General features: G+C 59.8%; 16 protein-coding genes. 5 read left to right on the plus strand and 11 right to left on the minus strand.

Annotation, left to right across the window (positions count from 1 at the left end; all coding sequences use genetic code 11):
- Nucleotides 1-65 precede the first annotated feature (65 nt).
- The 6 genes from F8N96_RS04585 to copC all read right to left on the minus strand — a co-directional run bounded on the left by F8N96_RS04585 (nt 66) and on the right by copC (nt 5905).
- Complete coding sequence (locus F8N96_RS04585; protein ID WP_150796770.1) at nt 66-1037, minus strand: TRAP transporter substrate-binding protein; 972 nt, start codon at nt 1035-1037, stop codon at nt 66-68.
- A gap of 60 nt (nt 1038-1097) precedes the next feature.
- Nucleotides 1098-1991, minus strand: coding sequence for an SMP-30/gluconolactonase/LRE family protein (locus F8N96_RS04590; RefSeq protein ID WP_150796771.1), 894 nt, complete (start codon nt 1989-1991; stop codon nt 1098-1100).
- Between the two features lie 46 nt (nt 1992-2037).
- A complete protein-coding gene (locus F8N96_RS04595) occupies nt 2038-2856 on the minus strand; it encodes an NAD-dependent epimerase/dehydratase family protein (RefSeq protein WP_150796772.1) in 819 nt (272 codons plus the stop codon).
- Nucleotides 2857-3145: 289 nt separating this feature from the next.
- On the minus strand, nt 3146-4441 hold the full coding sequence (locus tag F8N96_RS04600; protein WP_150796773.1) for an OprD family porin: 1296 nt from the start codon (nt 4439-4441) through the stop codon (nt 3146-3148).
- A 246-nt stretch (nt 4442-4687) separates the two neighbouring features.
- Nucleotides 4688-5536: a copper homeostasis membrane protein CopD gene (gene copD, locus F8N96_RS04605; protein ID WP_150796774.1), complete on the minus strand. Its 849-nt coding sequence runs from the start codon at nt 5534-5536 to the stop codon at nt 4688-4690.
- Between the two features lie 3 nt (nt 5537-5539).
- Nucleotides 5540-5905: a copper homeostasis periplasmic binding protein CopC gene (copC, locus tag F8N96_RS04610; RefSeq protein ID WP_150796775.1), complete on the minus strand. Its 366-nt coding sequence runs from the start codon at nt 5903-5905 to the stop codon at nt 5540-5542.
- Between the two features lie 145 nt (nt 5906-6050).
- Here copC and F8N96_RS04615 point away from each other — a divergent pair, with 145 nt between their 5' ends.
- Nucleotides 6051-6671 carry a TetR/AcrR family transcriptional regulator gene (locus F8N96_RS04615; RefSeq protein ID WP_150796776.1) on the plus strand — a complete coding sequence of 207 codons (621 nt, stop codon included), beginning with the start codon at nt 6051-6053 and terminating at the stop codon, nt 6669-6671.
- A 57-nt stretch (nt 6672-6728) separates the two neighbouring features.
- Here the strand turns inward: F8N96_RS04615 and F8N96_RS04620 are convergent, their stop codons facing one another.
- From F8N96_RS04620 to hydA, 4 genes are all read right to left on the minus strand, one after another.
- Nucleotides 6729-7781, minus strand: a complete 1053-nt coding sequence (locus tag F8N96_RS04620) for an RHS repeat-associated core domain-containing protein (protein ID WP_150796777.1) — start codon at nt 7779-7781, stop codon at nt 6729-6731.
- A 261-nt stretch (nt 7782-8042) separates the two neighbouring features.
- Nucleotides 8043-9317, minus strand: coding sequence for an NAD-dependent dihydropyrimidine dehydrogenase subunit PreA (gene preA / locus F8N96_RS04625; RefSeq protein ID WP_150796778.1), 1275 nt, complete (start codon nt 9315-9317; stop codon nt 8043-8045).
- On the minus strand, nt 9318-10685 hold the full coding sequence (locus F8N96_RS04630) for an NAD(P)-dependent oxidoreductase (protein ID WP_150796779.1): 1368 nt from the start codon (nt 10683-10685) through the stop codon (nt 9318-9320). It lies immediately after the preceding gene.
- A gap of 169 nt (nt 10686-10854) precedes the next feature.
- Complete coding sequence (gene hydA, locus F8N96_RS04635) at nt 10855-12294, minus strand: dihydropyrimidinase (protein ID WP_150796780.1); 1440 nt, start codon at nt 12292-12294, stop codon at nt 10855-10857.
- A gap of 538 nt (nt 12295-12832) precedes the next feature.
- Here hydA and F8N96_RS04640 point away from each other — a divergent pair.
- The 4 genes from F8N96_RS04640 to F8N96_RS04655 all read left to right on the plus strand — a co-directional run bounded on the left by F8N96_RS04640 (nt 12833) and on the right by F8N96_RS04655 (nt 17859).
- Nucleotides 12833-14317 (plus strand): NCS1 family nucleobase:cation symporter-1, encoded by a 1485-nt coding sequence (locus F8N96_RS04640; protein ID WP_150796781.1) that lies wholly within the window; start codon nt 12833-12835, stop codon nt 14315-14317.
- A gap of 183 nt (nt 14318-14500) precedes the next feature.
- Entirely contained in the window at nt 14501-15784 is a 1284-nt protein-coding gene (locus F8N96_RS04645; RefSeq protein ID WP_150796782.1) for a Zn-dependent hydrolase, read from the plus strand.
- Nucleotides 15785-15918: 134 nt separating this feature from the next.
- The gene (locus F8N96_RS04650) at nt 15919-17415 is read left to right on the plus strand and encodes a helix-turn-helix transcriptional regulator (protein WP_150796783.1); all 1497 of its coding nucleotides are present in this window, start codon (nt 15919-15921) and stop codon (nt 17413-17415) included.
- A gap of 192 nt (nt 17416-17607) precedes the next feature.
- The gene (locus F8N96_RS04655; RefSeq protein ID WP_150796784.1) at nt 17608-17859 is read left to right on the plus strand and encodes a DUF1652 domain-containing protein; all 252 of its coding nucleotides are present in this window, start codon (nt 17608-17610) and stop codon (nt 17857-17859) included.
- Between the two features lie 439 nt (nt 17860-18298).
- On the opposite strand, the gene F8N96_RS04660 is transcribed toward F8N96_RS04655, so the two are convergent.
- Nucleotides 18299-19414, minus strand: coding sequence for a Gfo/Idh/MocA family protein (locus F8N96_RS04660; RefSeq protein WP_150796785.1), 1116 nt, complete (start codon nt 19412-19414; stop codon nt 18299-18301).
- Nucleotides 19415-19427 lie beyond the last annotated feature (13 nt).

Genomic DNA, 19427 nt, shown 5'->3' on the forward strand with positions numbered 1-19427 from the left:
AACCGGGCGCGCGCTGACCTACACCAACGTCAGCGGCGCCGGGCCTTTCATGAATGCAGGGAGGGTTACTGGACGGCTTCGATGCGCTTGATAAGATCGGCGTAGGGTGCGCCGTATTTTTCCCGGACCGAGGCGGTGGCCTCATAGAAAGGTTTCTTGTCGACGGTGATGAATTCGACGCCGGCCGCCTTGAGTTTCTCTTCGCTGCTGGCGGATTTTGCGTCCCACAACGTGCGTTCCTGGGCCTGTGCCGCCTTGGCGGTTTTCTTCACCAGCACTTGTTGCTCGGGGGTGAGTTTGTCCCAGGTGATTTTCGACATCACGATCGGCTCGGGCAGGATCAGGTGCCCGGTCAGGCTGTAGAACTTGGCGTTCTGGTAGTGGTTATGTTCGAGCAGGGTCGGCGGGTTGTTTTCCGCGCCGTCGATCACCCCGGTCTGCAACGCACTGAAGATCTCGCCGGTGTCCATCGCAATGCCGTTGCCGCCCATGGCGTTGATGGTTTCGATGAACATCGGGTTGCCTTGCACGCGGATCTTCATGCCCTTGAGGTCGGCCAGGCTGCGCACCGGTTTCTTGGTGTAGATGTTGCGCGTGCCGCCGTCCATCCAGGCCAGGGCGACCAGGTTGAATTCGGAATTGGTGATCTTCGCCAGGATCTCGTCGCCGACTTCACCGTCGATGACTTTACGCATGTGCGCCTGGTCGCGGAATACAAACGGCATGTTGAACACGTTCACGTCCGGCACCACCGGCCCGACGATGCCCAGGCTCACCCGGGCCATCTGGATGGCGCCCACCTGGGCCTGTTCCACCACTTCTTTTTCCGAGCCGAGCACGCCGCCGGCGAACATCTTGAACGTCAACTTGCCGCCACTGTCGGCCACCAGGGTCTTGCCCAGTTGTTCTTCCGCCACCACGGTCGGGTAACCGGCGGGGTGGATGTCGGCGAATTTGATTTCCAGCGCCTGGACGGCACTGCTGAGGGTGAAGGCGAGGGGGAGTGCAGCGGCGAGCAAGGTGCGTTTGAAGTCCATGGGTTGTCTCTCCAGTCTTGTTATTGTTGTATTCATGGCGCAGCGGTGCAGCACAAGCGGTTACGGCAAAGGGTTGAACTCAGGTTCCGGCAAACCTTTCACACCGGGATCGAGGGCGAATACACCACCGGCCAGTGACTGTTCGTCCTGGTCGTCACCGGGGCGGATCGAGGTCACGAACAGCGTGTCCAGTCGACTGCCGCCGAAGGCGCACATGGTGGGTTTTTTCACCGGGACCGCGAGGGAGCGGTCCAGTCGGCCATCGGGGGTGAAACGATGGATCAGCCCGGCGTCGTTGGCGCAGATCCAGTAGCAGCCTTCGGCATCCACCGCGGCGCCGTCGGGACGTCCGGGAAACTGATGCATGTCGACGAACAACCGGCGATTGGACGGCATGCCGTTGTCGATGTCGTAATCGAAGGCCCAGATCTGCTGGACCAGCGGATGGGAGTCCGACAGGTACATCGTGCGTCCATCCGGGCTGAAGCCCAAACCGTTGGGCACGATGAACCCGCCGAGTTGCGCCTCCAGCGGCCCCGGTTGCCCGGCGCTGTAGCGATAAAGCGCGCCCTCGGCGGCGTTGGCGCCCATGTTCAGCACCATGCTGCCCGCCCAGAAGCGCCCCTGGCGATCGCAACGACCGTCGTTGAGGCGCATGTCGGGGCGGGCGTGATTCACATCGGCCAGCAATACGCTGTCGAGGCTGCCGTCGTTATGCGGGTGCAGCTCAAAGAAGCCGCTTTCCATCCCGGCCACCCAGCGTCCTTTGCTTTGACGCGCGATGCAGGCAAGCATTTGCGGGGTGGTCCAGGTATCGACATGACCGCTGTCGGCGCTCCAGCGTTGCAGACGCCCAGCGGGAATATCGACCCAGTACAGGGCGTTTTCCTCAGCGACCCACACCGGGCTTTCGCCGACCGCGTTACGGGCATCGACAATCAATTCAGCGTGCATGGCGACTCATTCCCTTGGGCTTTGTGTGGAGGGGATCGGTGCGGTGTCAGTCGCCGAACGGGCCGGCCGCGCAGAAGGCGCCACCCTGATAGACCCGCGCCGGATCATCGGCGGCCGGCATCGGCTGGGCTTCGACCTTGTCGCGGAACACTTCGGAGCTGTCCTTGGGTGCATAGCCCAGGGCGGTCGCGAAGCGATTATCCCACCAGATATCCTTGTTATCGGACATGCCATACACCACGGTGTGGCCGACGCCCGGGGTGAGCAACGCACGTTCGAGCAATTGCGTGAGGTCGCCGAAGCTCAGCCAGGTGCTCATCATCCGGCGGTTTTGCGGTTCCGGGAACGAGGAGCCAATGCGGATGCTGACGGTCTCGATGCCATATCGATCGAAGTAGAACGTGGCCATGTCTTCGCCATAGGACTTGGACAAGCCGTAGTAGCTGTCCGGGCGACGCGGGGAGTGGGCATCGATGACCTGGTCCTGCTTGTAGAAGCCGATCACATGGTTGGAGCTGGCGAAGATCACGCGCTTGACGCCATGTCGGCGCGCCGCTTCGTAGATGTGGAACACGCCGCAGATGTTGGCGCCGAGGATTTCTTCGAACGAGCGCTCTACCGACACACCGCCGAAGTGCAGGATGGCGTCCACGCCTTCGACCAGTCGATGCACGGCTTGCTTGTCGGACAGGTCGCAGGTGACGACTTCTTCGCGATCATCGATGGCCGGGGCGATGTCGGCGATGTCCGACAGGCGAATCACGTTGGCATAAGGCCGCAGCGTTTCGCGCAGCACTTTACCGAGGCCGCCGGCGGCACCGGTCAGCAGCAGGCGATTGAAAGGGGCATTGGACGTTGTGGTCATGGCAAGTTCCTGGACGCAAAATCATTGTTGTAGGTTGTCGTACGACTATGCTGGAGTATCGTTAGGGTTTCCGGGTTTTGTCAACGCAACGTTGGTTGAAATTGACGGAGGGCTGTCACCTCCCGACAAACGCAGAACCTGTAACCCACTGTAGGAGCGAGCTTGCTCGCGATGGACGTTAACGATAACGCGCCTTCTCTGGATAAACGCGCCGCCCTTGAGTCCATCGCGAGCAAGCTTGCTCCTACAGAAAGGCGTCCGCCCTCGGGTTCGTCTCAGCCCGAAAGCCTTACAACAACGAAAGCGGATAGCTGATAAAAATCCGGTTTTCATCGAATTCGTTGGTACTGAAATCCCGGCGGATGGTCGCGTTGCGCCATTTGACGTTGAGGTTCTTCAGTACGCCGCTCTGCACGGTGTAGGCCAACTCCGATTCGCGACCCCATTCCTTGCCGTCGGTGATCGCGCCGGTGTGCACGTTATCGCCGCTGATGTAGCGGTTCATCATCGTCAAGCCCGGAATGCCGACGGCAACGAAGTTGTAGTCGTGGCGCAGCTGCCAGGATTTTTCCTTGGCGTTGTCGTAGCTCGAGTTGTAGCTATCGTTGGCCAGGGTGCCGCCGCTGGTGCCGTTGACCCGCATCCAGACATCGTCGCCGCTGAGCTTTTGCAGGCCGACATAAAAAGTGTTGCCGCCGTATTTGGCCGAGAGCATGGCGAACGCGGTTTTGTTGTCGAGGTCGCCGGCCAGGGCGCTGCCGTCTTCCTTGCCGATGAAGTAACCGAGGTTGGCGCCCAGGGTCCAGTCGCCGATGGGCTGGCTGTGGCTCAGGTTGAAATACTGCTGCTGATAGATGTCGCTGAGCTCCGCGTACCAGACCCCGACCTGGGTGCGCTTTTCATTGAACGCATATTCACCGCCGCCGAAGTTGAACCGGTCGGAGGTAAAGGCAGCCTTGCCGTTCATGAACATGTCTTCCATGCTCGCGTCGTTGCGCGGGCTGTTGGCGCGGAACTGACCGCCGTAGAGCGTCAGGCCGCTGATCTCGGTGGACGTCACCTGGCCACCGCGGAAGGTCTGCGGCAGGGAGCGGCCGTCGTCGGAACGCAGGATCGGCAACACCGGCATCCATTCGCCGACCTTCACTTCGGTTTTCGAGATTTTGCCTTTCACCGCCACACCCAGCCGCCCGAAATTGTCCGCAGGACGGCCGTCGTCATGGATCGGCAACAACTGCGTGCCGCCGGTGCCTTTACCGCCGTCAAGCTTTTGCGAGTACATACCCAGTACGTCTACGCCAAAACCGACTGGCCCTGGAGTGAACCCGGACTTCGCGTCGAGGATAAAACTTTGCGTCCACTCTTCAGCCTTGCCCTGGGCGTTGGCCGGGTTGGTGAAGTTGCGATTGAAATAGGCGTTGCGCAGGTTCAACGTGGCCTTGGCATCATCGACGAAGCCCTCGGCGTTGGCGGTCAGGGGCAGTGCGAAAGCCAGGCTGCTGAAGCTGATGAGGCCCAGGGTATGACGGCGTGCGAAGGCAGGACGAGGGGTGCTGACGGAGAAATTGCGGACGAGCTTGCTCACTGTGACGCTCCCGTTTACTTTTTTGTTTTTATTGTTGTCATACGTCGTCGTACAACATGGGGGCGATTATTTGCGAGGATTCCGGAGATTGTCAATTAGAAGTTATACGATGACTCAAAGACTTTGGTCGTATGTCGATGAACCCTGTAGGAGCTGGCTTGCCAGCGAAAGCGTCCGTTCAGTCGATAACTATGTCGGCTGATACACCGCCTTCGCTGGCAAGCCAGCTCCTACAGGGGGGGTATTTCAGCTCATGATCATTGGCGGCAGGGTCCCCAGCAGCGATACCGCCGCCACCGCCCCAATCCCCAGCAACCATTCCAGGATCACACTCGTTTTCAGAGTTGACAGCCGCTGTTCGCAATCCTTGATCCGCAGTCGGTTGAACAGCGCCAGTCCCGCCATGGCGATGACCAGCACCACCTTGATCAGCAAAATCAGCGCGAAACCCGACAGCAGTGGCGTAGGCCAGAATTGCCCGGTCAGGACCCGCACATTGATCAGCCCCGTGATCACCAGCCCCGCCACCAACGCATAACCGACACCGCTGAAACGTTGCAATATCGCTTTGATGGAGTGTGTGTCTGGTCGCAGGAAGATAATCACCAACACCATCAACCCCCCGAGCCAGGCGCCGACGCAGGTCAGATGGATGATCTGGTTGAGGATCAGCAACCGGCCTTCGTTGCCGTCGAGCATGGCGCCATGGCCCACCGGGGCCAATGTCGCCAGCAACAGGCCACTCAAGACGATTCGCCAGGGGAGGTTGTCGCGCAGCGGCGTCAGCAGCAACAGCAGATTGAGCAACAAATGCCAGCGCCAGACCTGGCCGAAAAACGTCTTGCCCAACACCAGTCCCAGGGTCGACGGATCGAATGCCGCCGCCCAGGAGCCGGCCATGCTGGCGGTGATCAGCAGCAACCAGGCGACGCCGCTGAGCAACGCCGCCCCGGCAAGCCACCGACTGACCCGCGCCAGAGGCCGATCCAGCGCGGTTTCACGGCCCAATAGCAAAGGCTTGAATACCCAGGCCCCAAACAGCATCAACACCACGGTGAAATGCAGGAAACGGCACAGCACCATCGCACTGATCATGAATTACTGGCCAACCTTGAAGCTGTAGGCGCCTTCGCTTTTGTGGGTATCGACCGACACCGCATGCCACTCGACTTTGTACGCACCGGCTGCCAATGGCGCCGCCGGGGTCACGACCAGGGTCTTTTTATCGCTGCCTTCGGTGGCCAGGCTTTTCACCGGGACTGTGGCGCCGTCCTTGCTGATGCTGACTTTGGTAAAGGTCGCTTCCACGCCTTCGGAAAACACCAGGCGCAGTTCCGTCGGTGCGCTCACGGTGCTGTCCGCAGCCGGAGTCTGGCTTTTCAAATGGGCATGGGCCAACACCGACGAGGCGGCGAACAGTGAGCCGAGGAGGGCGGCGGTGGTCAGGGCGTTCTTGAGCAGCATCGTGGATACCTCAGAGGCAGGTTCGAAGAGTCGGGCAGTTTACCTGCATGAGCATGAAACCGGGCGTAGGAAGATTCGTTTTCCCCTGTCGCCCCGAAGTAGAGCGGATGCTAGTCTTGGCCAATGCTGTTGTCAGGGAGCCCTCATGGGCAATCACAAGATCGAGATTCGCCGCAGTAACATCGAGAAAATTCTGCTTGGGGCCGAGAAAGTCTTCGCCGAAAAAGGCTTCGGCAGCACCGCCATGGCCGACATCGCCGCCGAGGTGCAACTGCCGCGTTCCAACCTGCATTACTACTTCAGCACCAAGGGCGAGCTGTACAGCGCCGTGCTGTTCGACCTGCTCGAAGTCTGGAAGCAGGACGCCCTGTGCTTCGAGATGTTCGACGACCCACGGGTCGTGCTCAGCAGCTACATCCGCGCCAAGATGAACCATTCCCGCAGCCGTCCGTACGGCTCCAAAGTCTGGGCCAACGAAATCATCCATGGCGCCCCGACCCTGGGCGAGAAACTGGATGCGAGCCTGTACGACTGGGCCAAGATGAAAGAAGCGAAAATCCGCCAGTGGGTGGAGGACAAACGCATTTTGCCGGTGGAGCCTTCGAGCTTGTTGTATATGATTTGGGCGTCGACTCAGCATTATGCGGATTTTGATCATCAGGTGAATATTTTGAATGATCATCAGCCGTTGTCGGACATGCAGTTCGAGCGGGCAGTGCAGACGGTGACGGGGGTGATATTGCGGGGGATTGGGTTGGAGCCGTAGTTCGGGGCTGAATTATTACGTCTCCCGAACCATGGCCCGACAATCGATATACCCTGCTTAAGAAGGGCTATTGTTATCTATCTTTCTAATGTTGTATCGTTTAATTTCCATCTCTGTTCTTCGGAGGGATTGCTTTGCTTTTATAATTGTTAATGCAGGTGTTGTTCTCTCTGATTGGTTTGCTGCTTTGGTATATTTTTTTGCTTTTTCTAATAGTTCGTGGCTGGTCACTGGTGTGTAGTTGGTGTTGCTGTTTTTGTATTTGTCATATCTGACTGCGTCGTCTAGCAAATCCTGGTAGCGCCCATCTTTTGGAAGACTGTTTTGACGCGGATTTATTTGAGTGTCGGGAAGTTTATACGGATATAAAACATCCTGAGAAGCTAGAGTTGAAGTGCTGGGTCTTGGTTGAGGGGCGCTAGCAGTGACTGAAGTGGATAACCTAGTTGGATTACGCGCTGTATGCCTAGGTCGACTAATTCCCGTAGATGAGAGGTCTAATGCTTTTAGATTCTGTTTCCAAGGTTGGAATATTTTTGGTTTTATGGAATTCCATAGTTGGAATAGTTGATTGACCCGGACGTTGCCAGTTGGATCTTTAAAATTGATGGGGTCTCCTTCACAATAGGTATAACAATTAATCCCTCCTTCGCCAAACGGGCTCAACTCGTCCGGGCTGTTGAAGCGCATCAACACAGGGTTAAATGCCCGCGTACCATGGCCCAATAAATAGTGCCCCGTAATCTCCTCGGGGCATTCACCATTAAACCCTAGCAAACGGCTCAGACCACTTTCTGCCGGGTGATGGCCGTAGGCGGTATAGGCCAGTTGCTGCGGGTTGGTTTCCGCAAGGGTATGCAGTACCGAATGGGCTTGATCGGTTGCTAAAAGCTTGGTTTCGGTAACGCCAGCTGTACTTTGTTGCTGCGCCAGCGGCTGGGCTTCATGGCGGAAGATGGTTCGTTGCGTCTGCTCTCCCAGCTCGGTAGTCAGATGGTCTTCCTGGTAAAAGCGCTGGGTGCTGGCGCGTTCCAGAAGTCCCACGCCCGTGAGGCGATCCAGTGGGTCGTATTGATAGCGGCACAGGATCTTCAATGATGAAGTTGACATGGTGCGGTCCTTCGCTGGCGAATTGGTTGGGTGTCAGATTCGTAGATATTGCGGCTGTCGTCTACTAGCAGAACTGCTAGGTCGGCGGGCTTGAGCAGGGATTGGATTGGAGCCTTGAGAATTTCGGTGGGGCTGCTGGCCTCTTCGCGGGCAAGCCTCGCTCCTACAGGGATTTATGTCGTACACAAATCCTGTGTACGCCAAAGAACCCTGTAGGAGCGAGGCTTGCCCGCGATGGCGTTAGTTCAGGCGCCGTTGACTTCAGGGGGCAACATGATAGGGATTCCTCGGATCATGATCCCAATCCAGAAACGGCTTGCCGTTCTCCATCGGCACCATCTCGATGCAATCCTGCACCGGGCAGGTGATCTGGCACAGGTTGCAGCCCACGCACTCCTCATCGATCACTTCATACCTGTGCGTGCCGTCCGCCTGTTTGAGGCTGGCCACCGCCTGGTGCGAAGTGTCTTCGCAGGCGATATGACAGCGGCCGCAGCCGATGCAGGCTTGCTGGTCAATCTTCGCGATCACCTGATAGTTGATATCGAGGTACTTCCAGTCCGTGGTGTTGCTCACCGCGCGTCCCGAAAAATCGGCGACGCTGGCATAACCCTGACTGTCCATCCAGCGTGACAAGCCATCCTTCATCTCGTCGACTATCCGGAAACCATGCAGCATCGCCGCCGTGCACACTTGCACCGCGCCGCTGCCCAGGGCGATGAATTCCGCCGCGTCGCGCCAGCTGCCAATCCCGCCGATGCCGCAGATTGGAAGGCCCTGGGTCTGTGGGTCGCGGGCGATTTCGGCGACCATGTTCAGCGCGATCGGCTTGACCGCCGACCCGCAATAACCGCCGTGGGTGCTCTGGCTGCCGACGGCAGGGTTGGCGACCATGCGTTCCAGGTTGACGCTGGTGATCGAGTTGATGGTGTTGATCAGCGACACCGCATCGGCGCCGCCACGATGGGCCGCGCGGGCGGCGACGCGGATGTCGGTGATGTTCGGCGTGAGTTTGACGATCACCGGCAGCGAGCAATAAGTCTTGCACCAGCGGGTGACCTGCTCGACATACTCCGGCACCTGGCCGACCGCCGCGCCCATGCCCCGTTCCGGCATGCCATGGGGGCAACCGAAGTTCAGCTCGATGCCGTCGGCGCCGGTGGCTTCCACCAGCGGCAGGATGAATTTCCATGACTCTTCGACACAGGGCACCATCAGCGAGACGATCAGTGCGCGGTCCGGCCAGTCTTTTTTGACCTGGGTGATTTCCCGCAGGTTGATTTCCAGCGTGCGATCGGTGATCAGTTCGATGTTGTTGAAACCCATCACTTCACGGTTGGGGCCGAAGTGTGCCGAGTACCGCGACGACACGTTGACCGCCGCCGGGTCTTCTCCCAGGGTTTTCCAGACCACGCCGCCCCAGCCCGCCTCGAAGGCGCGGACCACGTTGTAGGCCTTGTCGGTCGGCGGCGCGGAGGCCAGCCAGAACGGGTTGGGGGCTTTGATGCCGGCGAAGACAATCGAGAGATCGGCCATTTACGCAGCCTCCACGTTGAGCTTGAGTTGGGCGTTGATGGCTTCGGCGGCCAGTTTGCCGTGCTGCACGGCCTGCACGGTGAGGTCCTGATCGAGGCTGGTGCAATCGCCGCCGGCATACACCCCGGGGATGCTGGTGCGCAGCTGTTCGTCGACCAGGATGCGCTCGCCCTGGCGCTTGAGTTCACGGGCCAGCGGATCGGCGAGGGCGCTGGCGTCGAAGGCCTGGCCGATGGCTTTGAAAATGGCGTCGGCGGCCAGCTCGAAGGTTTCCCCGGTGGTTTGCAGGCGACCTTCCACCAGGTGGGTGCGGGCGAAGCGCATGCCGCGCACTTGGCCCTGGTCGTCGAGCAAGACTTCTTCCGGTTGTGCCCATGTCAACAAGCGCACCTGATTGGCCTTGGCGATGTCCTGTTCGTGGCCGGTGGCGCCCATGTCCTCGACACCGCGGCGATACACCAGGTTGACGTCGCGAGCACCGAGACGGGCCATTTGCACGGCCATGTCGATGGCGGTGTTGCCGGCACCGAGGACGATGCAGCGATCCGCGAGGGGCAGCAGGCTCAGGTCATCGGCCTGGCGCAGTTCGCGGATGTAGTCGGTGGCGGCGAGCAGACCGGGTGCTTCTTCGTGAGGTAACCCCAGTTGCTTGCTGGCCGCCAACCCGAGCCCGAGGAACACCGCGTCGAATTGTTGGTGCAGGTCGCTCAAGGCCAGGTTCTCTCCCAGTTTTTGCCCGTGACGGATGTCGATGCCACCGATCTGCAGCAGGAATTCCAGCTCCTTCTGCGCGTAATCGTCCACCAGTTTGTACTTGGCGATCCCGTATTCATTGAGGCCACCTGCCTTTTCCCGGGCCTCGAATATCACCACGTCATGGCCGTGCATGGCGCTGCGGTGAGCGCAGGACAAGCCGGCGGGGCCGGCACCGACCACGGCGATGCGCTTGCCCGTGGCCGCGGCGCGCTGGAACGGGTGTGCGCTGAAGTGCGCGTTGTCCACCGCATAACGTTGCAACAAGCCGATCAGCACCGGCGCGCATTCCTCGGCGTTGTTGCGCACACAGGCTTGCTGGCAGAGGATTTCCGTCGGGCACACCCGCGCGCAACTGCCGCCGAGGATATTGGCCGAGAGTATTTTCTGCGCGGCCCCCTGCACGTTTTCCTGGTGGATGTTGCGGATGAACGAGGGAATGTCGATGTCGCTCGGACAGGCATTCACGCAGGGCGCGTCGTAGCAATACAGGCAGCGCGAGGCTTCCAGATGGGCCTGGCGGTCGTTGAGTGGCGGTGCCAGGTCGGTGAAATGGCCGGCGAGGGCGGACGCATTCTCTTGGGGATGCGGGAGGTGGTTCAGGGTTTTGATCACGGTGTTGGCCTCACGGTTATTTGAGGTATTGCCTCTGGTGGGCTGATCGTTCCCACGCTCTGCGTGGGAATGCCTCAGGGGACGCTCCGCGTTCCAATGGGACGCAGAGCGTCCCGGGCTGCATTCCCACGCAGAGCGTGGGAACGATCAGAACAATCAGGCCTGGATTTCAGCGTTTAACCGCAACCGGCCGATTCAACTCAGCCCGCTTGCTCAGCAAATCAAACACCGCCGGATACGCCGGCCGTTCGACATACCGTCCAGCACCACGCTCGGCCCGCAAGTCGCCGTCGGCCCAGACCACCCGGCCTTGGCTGATGGTATGACTCGGCACACCGCGCACGGTCTTGCCTTCGAAGATGTTGAAGTCGACCTGCTGGTGATGCGTCTTCGCCGAAATCGTGCGCGTACCATGGGGATCCCACAGCACCAGATCGGCATCGGCACCGACGCGAATCGCACCCTTGCGCGGGTAGAGATTGAAGATTTTCGCGGTGTTGGTGGAGGTCAGTGCCACGAAGTGCTGCATCGACAAACGCCCGCTGTTCACCCCTTCGTCCCAGAGCACCGCCATGCGGTCTTCGATCCCGGCGGTGCCGTTGGGGATCTTGCTGAAGTCATCACGGCCGGCGGCTTTTTGCTCGGCGCAGAAGCAGCAGTGGTCGGTGGCGGTGGTGTGCAGGTTGCCCGATTGCAAGCCGTGCCACAGCGCTTCCTGGTGCCCGCGGGGACGGAAGGGCGGGCTCATCACGTAACCGGCCGCGGTCTGCCAGTCCGGGTGTTGATAGACGCTGTCGTCCAGCAGCAGATGCCCGGCCAGCACCTCGCCATAGACTTGCTGGCCCTTGCTGCGGGCGTAGGTGATTTCGTCGAGGGCCTCCTTGGTCGAGACGTGCACCAGGTATAAGGGGGTGCCCAGGGTTTCGGCGATACGGATCGCCCGGCTCGCCGCTTCGCCTTCTACCTGCGAAGGCCTCGACAGCGGATGCGCTTCAGGGCCGGTCATGCCCTGGGCCATCAGCTTGCGTTGCAGGTGATAGACCAGTTCGCCGTTTTCCGCGTGCACGGTCGGCACGGCGCCCAGCTCCAGGCAGCGCTCGAAGCTCGCCACCAGGGTGTCGTCGGCGGCCATGATCGCGTTCTTGTAGGCCATGAAATGCTTGAAGCTGTTGACGCCATGCTGGCTGACCAGTTCGGCCATTTCTTCGCGAACCTGCTCGCTCCACCAGGTGATGGCGACATGGAAGCCGTAATCCGATGCCGACTTCTCGGCCCAGCCGCGCCACTGATGGAACGCTTCCATCAGCGACTGCTGCGGATTGGGAATCACGAAATCGATGATCGACGTGGTGCCACCGGCAAGTCCCGCCGCGGTGCCGCTGAAAAAATCCTCGCTGGCCACAGTGCCCATGAAGGGCAGTTGCATGTGCGTATGCGGGTCGATGCCGCCGGGCATCAGGTACTGGCCGCTGCCGTCGAGCACTTCGGCACCTGCGGGAACATCGAGATTGTCACCGATGGCCTTGATCACGCCGTCGGCGCAATAGACGTCGGCACGATAACTTTCATCATGGGTAATAAGGGTGGCGCCACGGATCAACAGAGACATTCCGAGTTCCTCGCAGGCAATGACCGACTGGTGTCGGTTCTAACTGTTTTATATGAAGCGGACACCAACAGGTGTATTCCTGTCAGTGCTGTCAAGAATAGACGCTAGCTGCAGTTTGGGGATTGGGCAAGAATATTTTTATAAGCTTATGTATTTTTTAACGTGTTGATATTGAAAGATAAAATAACAAATTTACTGAAATGGTGAGGCACCTCACCATTTTGACGCACTTGACAGGTTCTGAAAATGAACGAGATTTCTATGTGAAATCAGCCGCTTGAAGGATGGTCTATGGTTGATGCGCACCCGTGAAAAAAACGGGTGCACCAGATTGAGTCCTGACTGTTTGCACGACTTGTCAGACAGTGGCATGACAAGTAAGCGGGAATTCATATTCTGATAATTAAAACTGATGTACATCAGTTATTTACAAAGTTTTTATGGAACTGCCCGATGCGCAGACGGGGTGCCCGGCACGGTTATTGAAGCCACCAGCCCCTGATGAGCAAAAAATAATTCAAAGAACAGTGGAGCGGCCATGCAACAGATCAGATCGCAAGTGACCGAGCGCGACGGCTTGTTCGAGCTCGAAGCCGGCAGCGATGTCCTCGACAGTCCCCGTTATAACCACGACATGGCGCCGACCAAGGTTCGCGAGCGAACCTGGAACAAATGGCATATCACTGCCCTGTGGGTCGGCATGGCGATCTGCGTGCCGACCTACACCCTCGGCGGGGTCCTCACCGCGTACTTCGGCCTGAGCGTGGGCGAAGCGCTGTTGGCGATTCTGTTTGCCAATATCATCGTGCTGATCCCGCTGACGCTCAACGCCTTTCCCGGTACCAAATACGGCATTCCATTTCCGGTGTTGCTGCGCTCGTCCTTCGGCATCCTCGGCTCCAACATTCCCTGCCTGATCCGCGCGCTGGTGGCCTGCGGCTGGTTCGGCATCCAGACGATGTTCGGCGGGCTGGCGATCCACCTGTTTCTGGGCTCGGTGTTCGAGGGCTGGAAGTCACTGGGCGGCACCGGCGAAGTGATCGGCTTCATGGTGTTCTGGGTGCTGAACCTGTGGGTGGTGATTCGTGGCGCCGAATCGATCAAATGGCTGGAAACCCTGTCGGCGCCGCTGTTGGTGCTGGTCGGTGTCGGGCTGCTGGTGTGGGCAATGCCGAATGTGTCGATGACCGAGTTGCTGGCGATCCCGCCCAAGCGTCCGGAAGGGGCCAGTGTGGCCAGTTACTTCGCCGCCGGGCTGACCGCCATGGTCGGGTTCTGGGCCACCTTGTCCCTGAACATCCCGGACTTCAGCCGCTATGCGAAAAGCCAGAAGGACCAGATTGTCGGGCAGATCATCGGCTTGCCCCTGACCATGTTCCTGTTCGCCTCCCTCGGAGTGGTGATGACAGCCGCGTCCGTGAAACTGGTGGGCGTCACCGTCTCCGATCCCGTCACCCTGATCGGTCATATCCAGAGCCCGGTGTGGGTCGCACTGGCCATGGCGCTGATCATCATCGCCACGCTGTCGACCAATACCGCGGCCAACATCGTTTCGCCGACCAACGACTTCCAGAACATCGCGCCCAAGGTCATCAACCGGACCAAGGCGGTGATGCTTACCGGACTGGTCGGGCTGGTGCTGATGGGGCATGAACTGCTGAAAAAGCTTGGGCTGATTGTTTCCGATCTGGGTCTGGAAACGGTCTATTCCAACTGGTTGCTGGGCTACTCCAGTTTGTTGGGGCCGATCGCCGGGATCATGGTGGTGGACTATTTCCTGATCAAGAAGCAGCAACTGGATCTGGCCGGGCTGTATCGCGATGACGTTTACCCTGCGTGGAACTGGTTCGGGTTTATCGCCTTCGGTGTGCCGGTGGTGTTGACGTTGTTGTCGCTTGGCAGTGATGCGTTCAGTTGGTTTTACAGCTATGGCTGGTTTACCGGGTCGGCACTGGGCGGGTTGATTTATTACGGGTTGAGTGCGATGCGGCCGAGTCCCACTGCAGTGAAATCTGCGGTGTGAGCACTGGCCCCTTCGCTGGCAAGCCAGCTCCTACAGTTGACCGGGGTTTACACATTATTTGTGTACGACACCAATCCCCTGTAGGAGCTGGCTTGTCGGATCGCCGCACCGCAGCGAAGGCGGCCTCATAAACAACAACGAACTGCCTGAAGAAACTTATAACAACTGCCTGAGGAGATCATCATGAACGCAGCCGTAGACGTTCTGCAGTCCACCCATCAGCACATCAACCGCGATCGCCTGTGGCAGTCGCTCATGGAACTGGCCCAACTCGGCGCCACGGTCAAGGGCGGTGTCTGCCGCCTGGCCCTGACCGACCTCGACCGCCAGGCCCGGGATATTTTCGTGCGCTGGTGCGAGGAGGCCGGGTGCACCGTCAGCATCGACGCGGTGGGCAACATCTTCGCCCGCCGCCCCGGGCGCAATCCGGACTTGCCCCCGGTCATGACCGGCAGCCACATCGACACCCAGCCCACCGGCGGCAAGTTCGATGGCTGCTTCGGTGTGCTGGCCGGCGTCGAAGTCCTGCGCACCCTCAACGACCTGGGTGTGGAAACCGAAGCACCGCTGGAAGTGGTGGTGTGGACCAACGAAGAAGGCTCGCGCTTCGCCCCCTGCATGATGGGTTCCGGGGTGTTCGCGGAAAAATTCACCCTTGAAGAAACCCTGGCCAAGGTCGACGCTGAAGGTGTCACAGTCGGCGAAGCGCTGAATGCCATCGGCTACGCCGGTCCGCGCAAGGTCAGCGGTCACGCGGTCGGTGCCTACTTCGAAGCGCACATCGAGCAAGGCCCGATCCTTGAAGACGAACACAAGACCATTGGCGTCGTCATGGGCGCCCTCGGGCAGAAATGGTTCGACCTGAAACTGCGCGGTGTCGAAGCGCACGCCGGCCCGACTCCGATGCACTTGCGCAAGGATGCCCTGGTCGGCGCTTCGATCATCGTCGGCGCCGTCAACCGCGCCGCACTGGGCCATCAGCCCCACGCCTGCGGCACCGTCGGTTGCCTGCAAGCCTACCCCGGTTCACGCAACGTCATCCCCGGTGAAGTGCGCATGACCCTGGACTTCCGTCATCTGGAACCGGCACGCCTGGATTCGATGATCGCCGAGGTCCGCGAGGTGATCGAAACCACCTGCCAGACCCACGGCCTGACCTTCGAACTGACGCCCACTGCCGATTTCCCACCCTTGTATTTTGATAAGGGTTGCGTCGAAGCGGTACGCGGTGCCGCCCAGGGGCTGGGCCTGTCGCACATGGACATCGTGAGCGGGGCAGGGCACGACGCAATTTTCCTCGCCGAACTCGGCCCGGCGGGGATGATCTTCGTGCCTTGCGAAGGCGGCATCAGCCACAACGAAATCGAGAACGCCGCGCCGGATGACCTGGCGGCCGGGTGTGCGGTGTTGTTGCGCGCGATGCTGGCAGCGTCCGCCGCCATTGCATCTGGAAAACTGGCGACCTGAAGCGCAAAAGATCGCAGGCTACATTGACCTTATGCCCGGCATGCCCATGAACAGCCTCTGCACGATCAGGCTCGCCAGCGGTCGTAATCTTCACAGGCCGCACGTAAACGCGCCGTCACAGCCGTGGAGATGCAATGAGCCAGGACGTCCTGACCACCGAAACCAATCGTCGGCAGTTGCAGCAGATCATCGCGGGGCTGTCCGACGGGGTGATTCTGCTGGAGCTCGACCAGACCATTCTCTGGGCCAACGAGGCTGCGCTGGCCATGCACGGTGTCAGCCGGATGGGTGACCTGGGGGGCGATGCCAGGGAGTATGCCAGGCGTTTCGCCTTGCGCTATCGCAATCATCATCCGGTCCCGGCCGACCATTACCCGATCAGCCGCGTGGCTCGCGGCGAGACCTTTAGCGACGTCCTGGTCGAGGTGATGCCGACTGGCGACGAAGAGCGCTCCTGGGTGCACAACGTGCGCAGCATGGTGCTGACCGACAATGCTGGCGAACCGGAGTCGTTGGTGTTGATCATGGACGATGTCACCGAGTGGGCCAGTGCCGAGCAGCGTTTCGAAAAGACCTTCAACGCCAATCCGGCTCCCGCAGTGATCTGTCGTCTCAGCGATTTGCGCTACATCAAAGTCAACCCCGGCTTCCTCGAGATGACCGGCTATGCCCGTGATCAGGTTATCGGCACCACGACCTATGAACTGGACGTGCTGGATGGGGCCGAAAACAAGGACCTGGCCAAACAGCGGTTGCGCGAAGGAGCGACCATTCCGCAAATGTCGGCGGAACTGCAATTATCCGACGGTGGTTGCAAACAGGTCATCGTTGCCGGCCAACCCCTTGAACTCAACGACGAAGCCTGCATGCTGTTTTCTTTTGTCGACATGGAGCCGCGGCACAAGGCCGAAATCGCCCTGCGTCAGAGTGAGGAGCGTTTCGCCAAGGCGTTTCGCCTGACCCCCGTGCCGATCCTGGTGTGTGGCGCCCATGATCAGGTGGTGATGGACGTCAATAAAGCCTTTCTCGAAACCTTCGCGTTTCCCGGTGAAGAGGTTTTCGGCAAGACCATTGCGCAGATCGATTTCATCCATGACAAAGGCGCACGCACCCGGCTGTTTGCAACACTGGAAAAAACCGCAAGCCTGGATCGCATTGATGTTCGTGTCCGTAGAAAAGACGGCGAATTGATCGATTGCGCGGTGTCGGCCGATACCGTGGCCATTCAAGATCGTCTTTGCTACCTGGTGGTATTGATGGACGTCACCGAGCGTAAACGCACGGAGCTTGAACTGGTGTCAGCCATCGAAGAGGTGATGAAGGATGCCTCCTGGTTCAGCCGCACGCTGATCGAGAAGCTCGCCAACGTCAAGAACGTCAGTTCGCCGTCACTGCCCAGCGTCTCCTTCACTGACCTGACGGCCCGGGAGCGCGATGTGCTCGGCCTGATCTGTGAAGGCCTGGCCGACAAGGAAATCGCGGCGCGGCTGAAACTGGCGACCAACACGGTGCGCAATCATGTGTCGACGGTGTATTCCAAGCTGGATGTGCACAGTCGCAGCGAGGCGATTGTCTGGGCCCGCGAGCGTGGGTTGTTCTCTGGCGAGTGGCGGCCCAAGGGGCATCGTTAAGGTGCAAATGCACTAGTTGTGACGGTGCAAATGGATGTTCTGGCCAGGGGTGGCAGTTCATAGGCTGTAAGGGTGCGATACGAGTCTGCGGAGGGTTATCGCGTCCCCTTTGGAACAATCAAGGAACAGCCACATGGACCATCAACAGTTCAAGGGTGCGGTCTCTTTTGCGCCGCTGCACGGTGAGTCGCGATGATTCAGCTGACGCAATTGCGCGCGCAACTTGAGCGCAGCTTTTCGCCATTGGCCTGCGAATGCACTATGTCAGGCGATAATTCGCTGACGGTGAAACTTTATCATCCGGTGTCGGGGCAGGTGGACCTGGTGGTCAGCGGGTTGAACGCCGCGACGCTGCGCACGCCTGAGGCGGTTGGCGCCTTGATCGAAGAGTTACGCTATGAGCTGGAGAGCAACGGCCTGCATCGTTCTGACCCGGTACTATAGGAGCTACTTTGAGGAGCTACCTGGTTTACAGGCGCTGGACTGGCGTTGGCGGGAGACTGGGCTATAAGGAATACGAGAGTATTTTTTCTGTGACCGGTCCGCAGGATGGCGGTGGAGGTCTTGTGTTGCGCAAATGTGTCGATCACTTACCGCGGGTCAGCCTATGAAAATCCTTGGGAAACGCATTGTTGCGCCACTGTCGTTGGCATTCTTTACCGCGATTCTGGGGGGCTGTGCCAGTCCGCCACCACCCCCTCCCGCCGCACCGCCGCCACCCCCTGAACGCACTTGCCAGACCTCGGAGAACACCGAGGTACAAGGCGATATGAGGGCTGAGGGGCAGGTGACCCGTCACACGACGCTCACTCGGTGCATCACGCAGTAAGCACCCCCTGTGTGTGCGAAACCGCCAGTGGCACTGTGTCACTGGCGGTTTCGCTCAGACCTCCTCGATCCTGACCCACCGCGACTCCTGTGCGGCCAGTCGCATGGCCGTCGCCAGGCGTTCGACTTGCCACGCCTGTTCGAAATCCGTGCCCCCTTGGGTTATACCCGCCAGCGCCATCACCAAATCATGCACTTCCAGTGTCTTGAGTTCGTTGTAACCCAGTTGGTGCCCCGCGGCCGGGCTGAACGCTGCGTAACCGGGCAGGCTCGGCCCCGCCAGCAATGTCTGGAACCCATCCTGTCCGGCTCGGAACAGACGGAGTTCATTCAAGCGTTCCTGATCGAATGCCAAGGTGCCTTTTGTGCCGCTGATTTCGAAGCTCAGGTGGTTCTTGTAACCGTGCTTGAGCCAGCTGCTGCTGAACGTGCCTCGGGCACCGCTGGCAAACCGCAGCAAGGCGTGGACCTGATCATCGACCGCGATGGTGCGCTGTTCCTGGCTGCCCGGCGCGGCGGGGCGTTGCCCGTGCACGGTCTGGGTGTCGGCGCACACCGACTCGACATCGCCCACCAGATACCGGGCCATGGCCAGCAAGTGACTGCCCAGGTCCGCCAGCGCGCCGCCGGCATGCCCGGCGTCGCAACGCCAGGACCAGGGTGAGGCCGGATCGGCCATGAAGTCTTCGCTGAACTCACCCTGGAAACTGATGATGTGCCCCAGCTCGCCGTTTTCGATCAGCTCCCGCGCCAGGCCGATGATCGGGTTGTGCTGATAGTTGTAACCCACCCGCGTGACCACGCCCGCGGCTTTGGCCGCCAGGCGCATGGCATCGGCCTGTTGCAGGTTCACCGCCAGTGGTTTTTCGCAGTACACCGGTTTGCCAGCGGCGAGGGCGGCCATGGCCATGGGATAGTGCAGGTGATTGGGCGTGGTGATGGCGATCAGGTCGACCTTGGGATCGTCGATCAATTGCTGCCAGTCGCTGTGGGCCGTCTCGAACCCCCAGGCGTCGGCGCAATGGCGGGCGCGTTGTGGGTCGGCGTCGGCCAGGGCGGCGAGTTTGAGCTTCAGGGGGAGTTCGAATACCGCACTGACATTGCGAAACGCCAAGGCATGGGCGCGGCCCATGAAGCCTGTGCCGATGAGACCGATACCGAGTTCGCGCATAGCCGGGTCCTTT

The sequence above is a fragment of the Pseudomonas fluorescens genome, from assembly GCF_902497855.1.
In the GTDB taxonomy this organism is placed as follows: domain Bacteria; phylum Pseudomonadota; class Gammaproteobacteria; order Pseudomonadales; family Pseudomonadaceae; genus Aquipseudomonas; species Aquipseudomonas fluorescens_BI.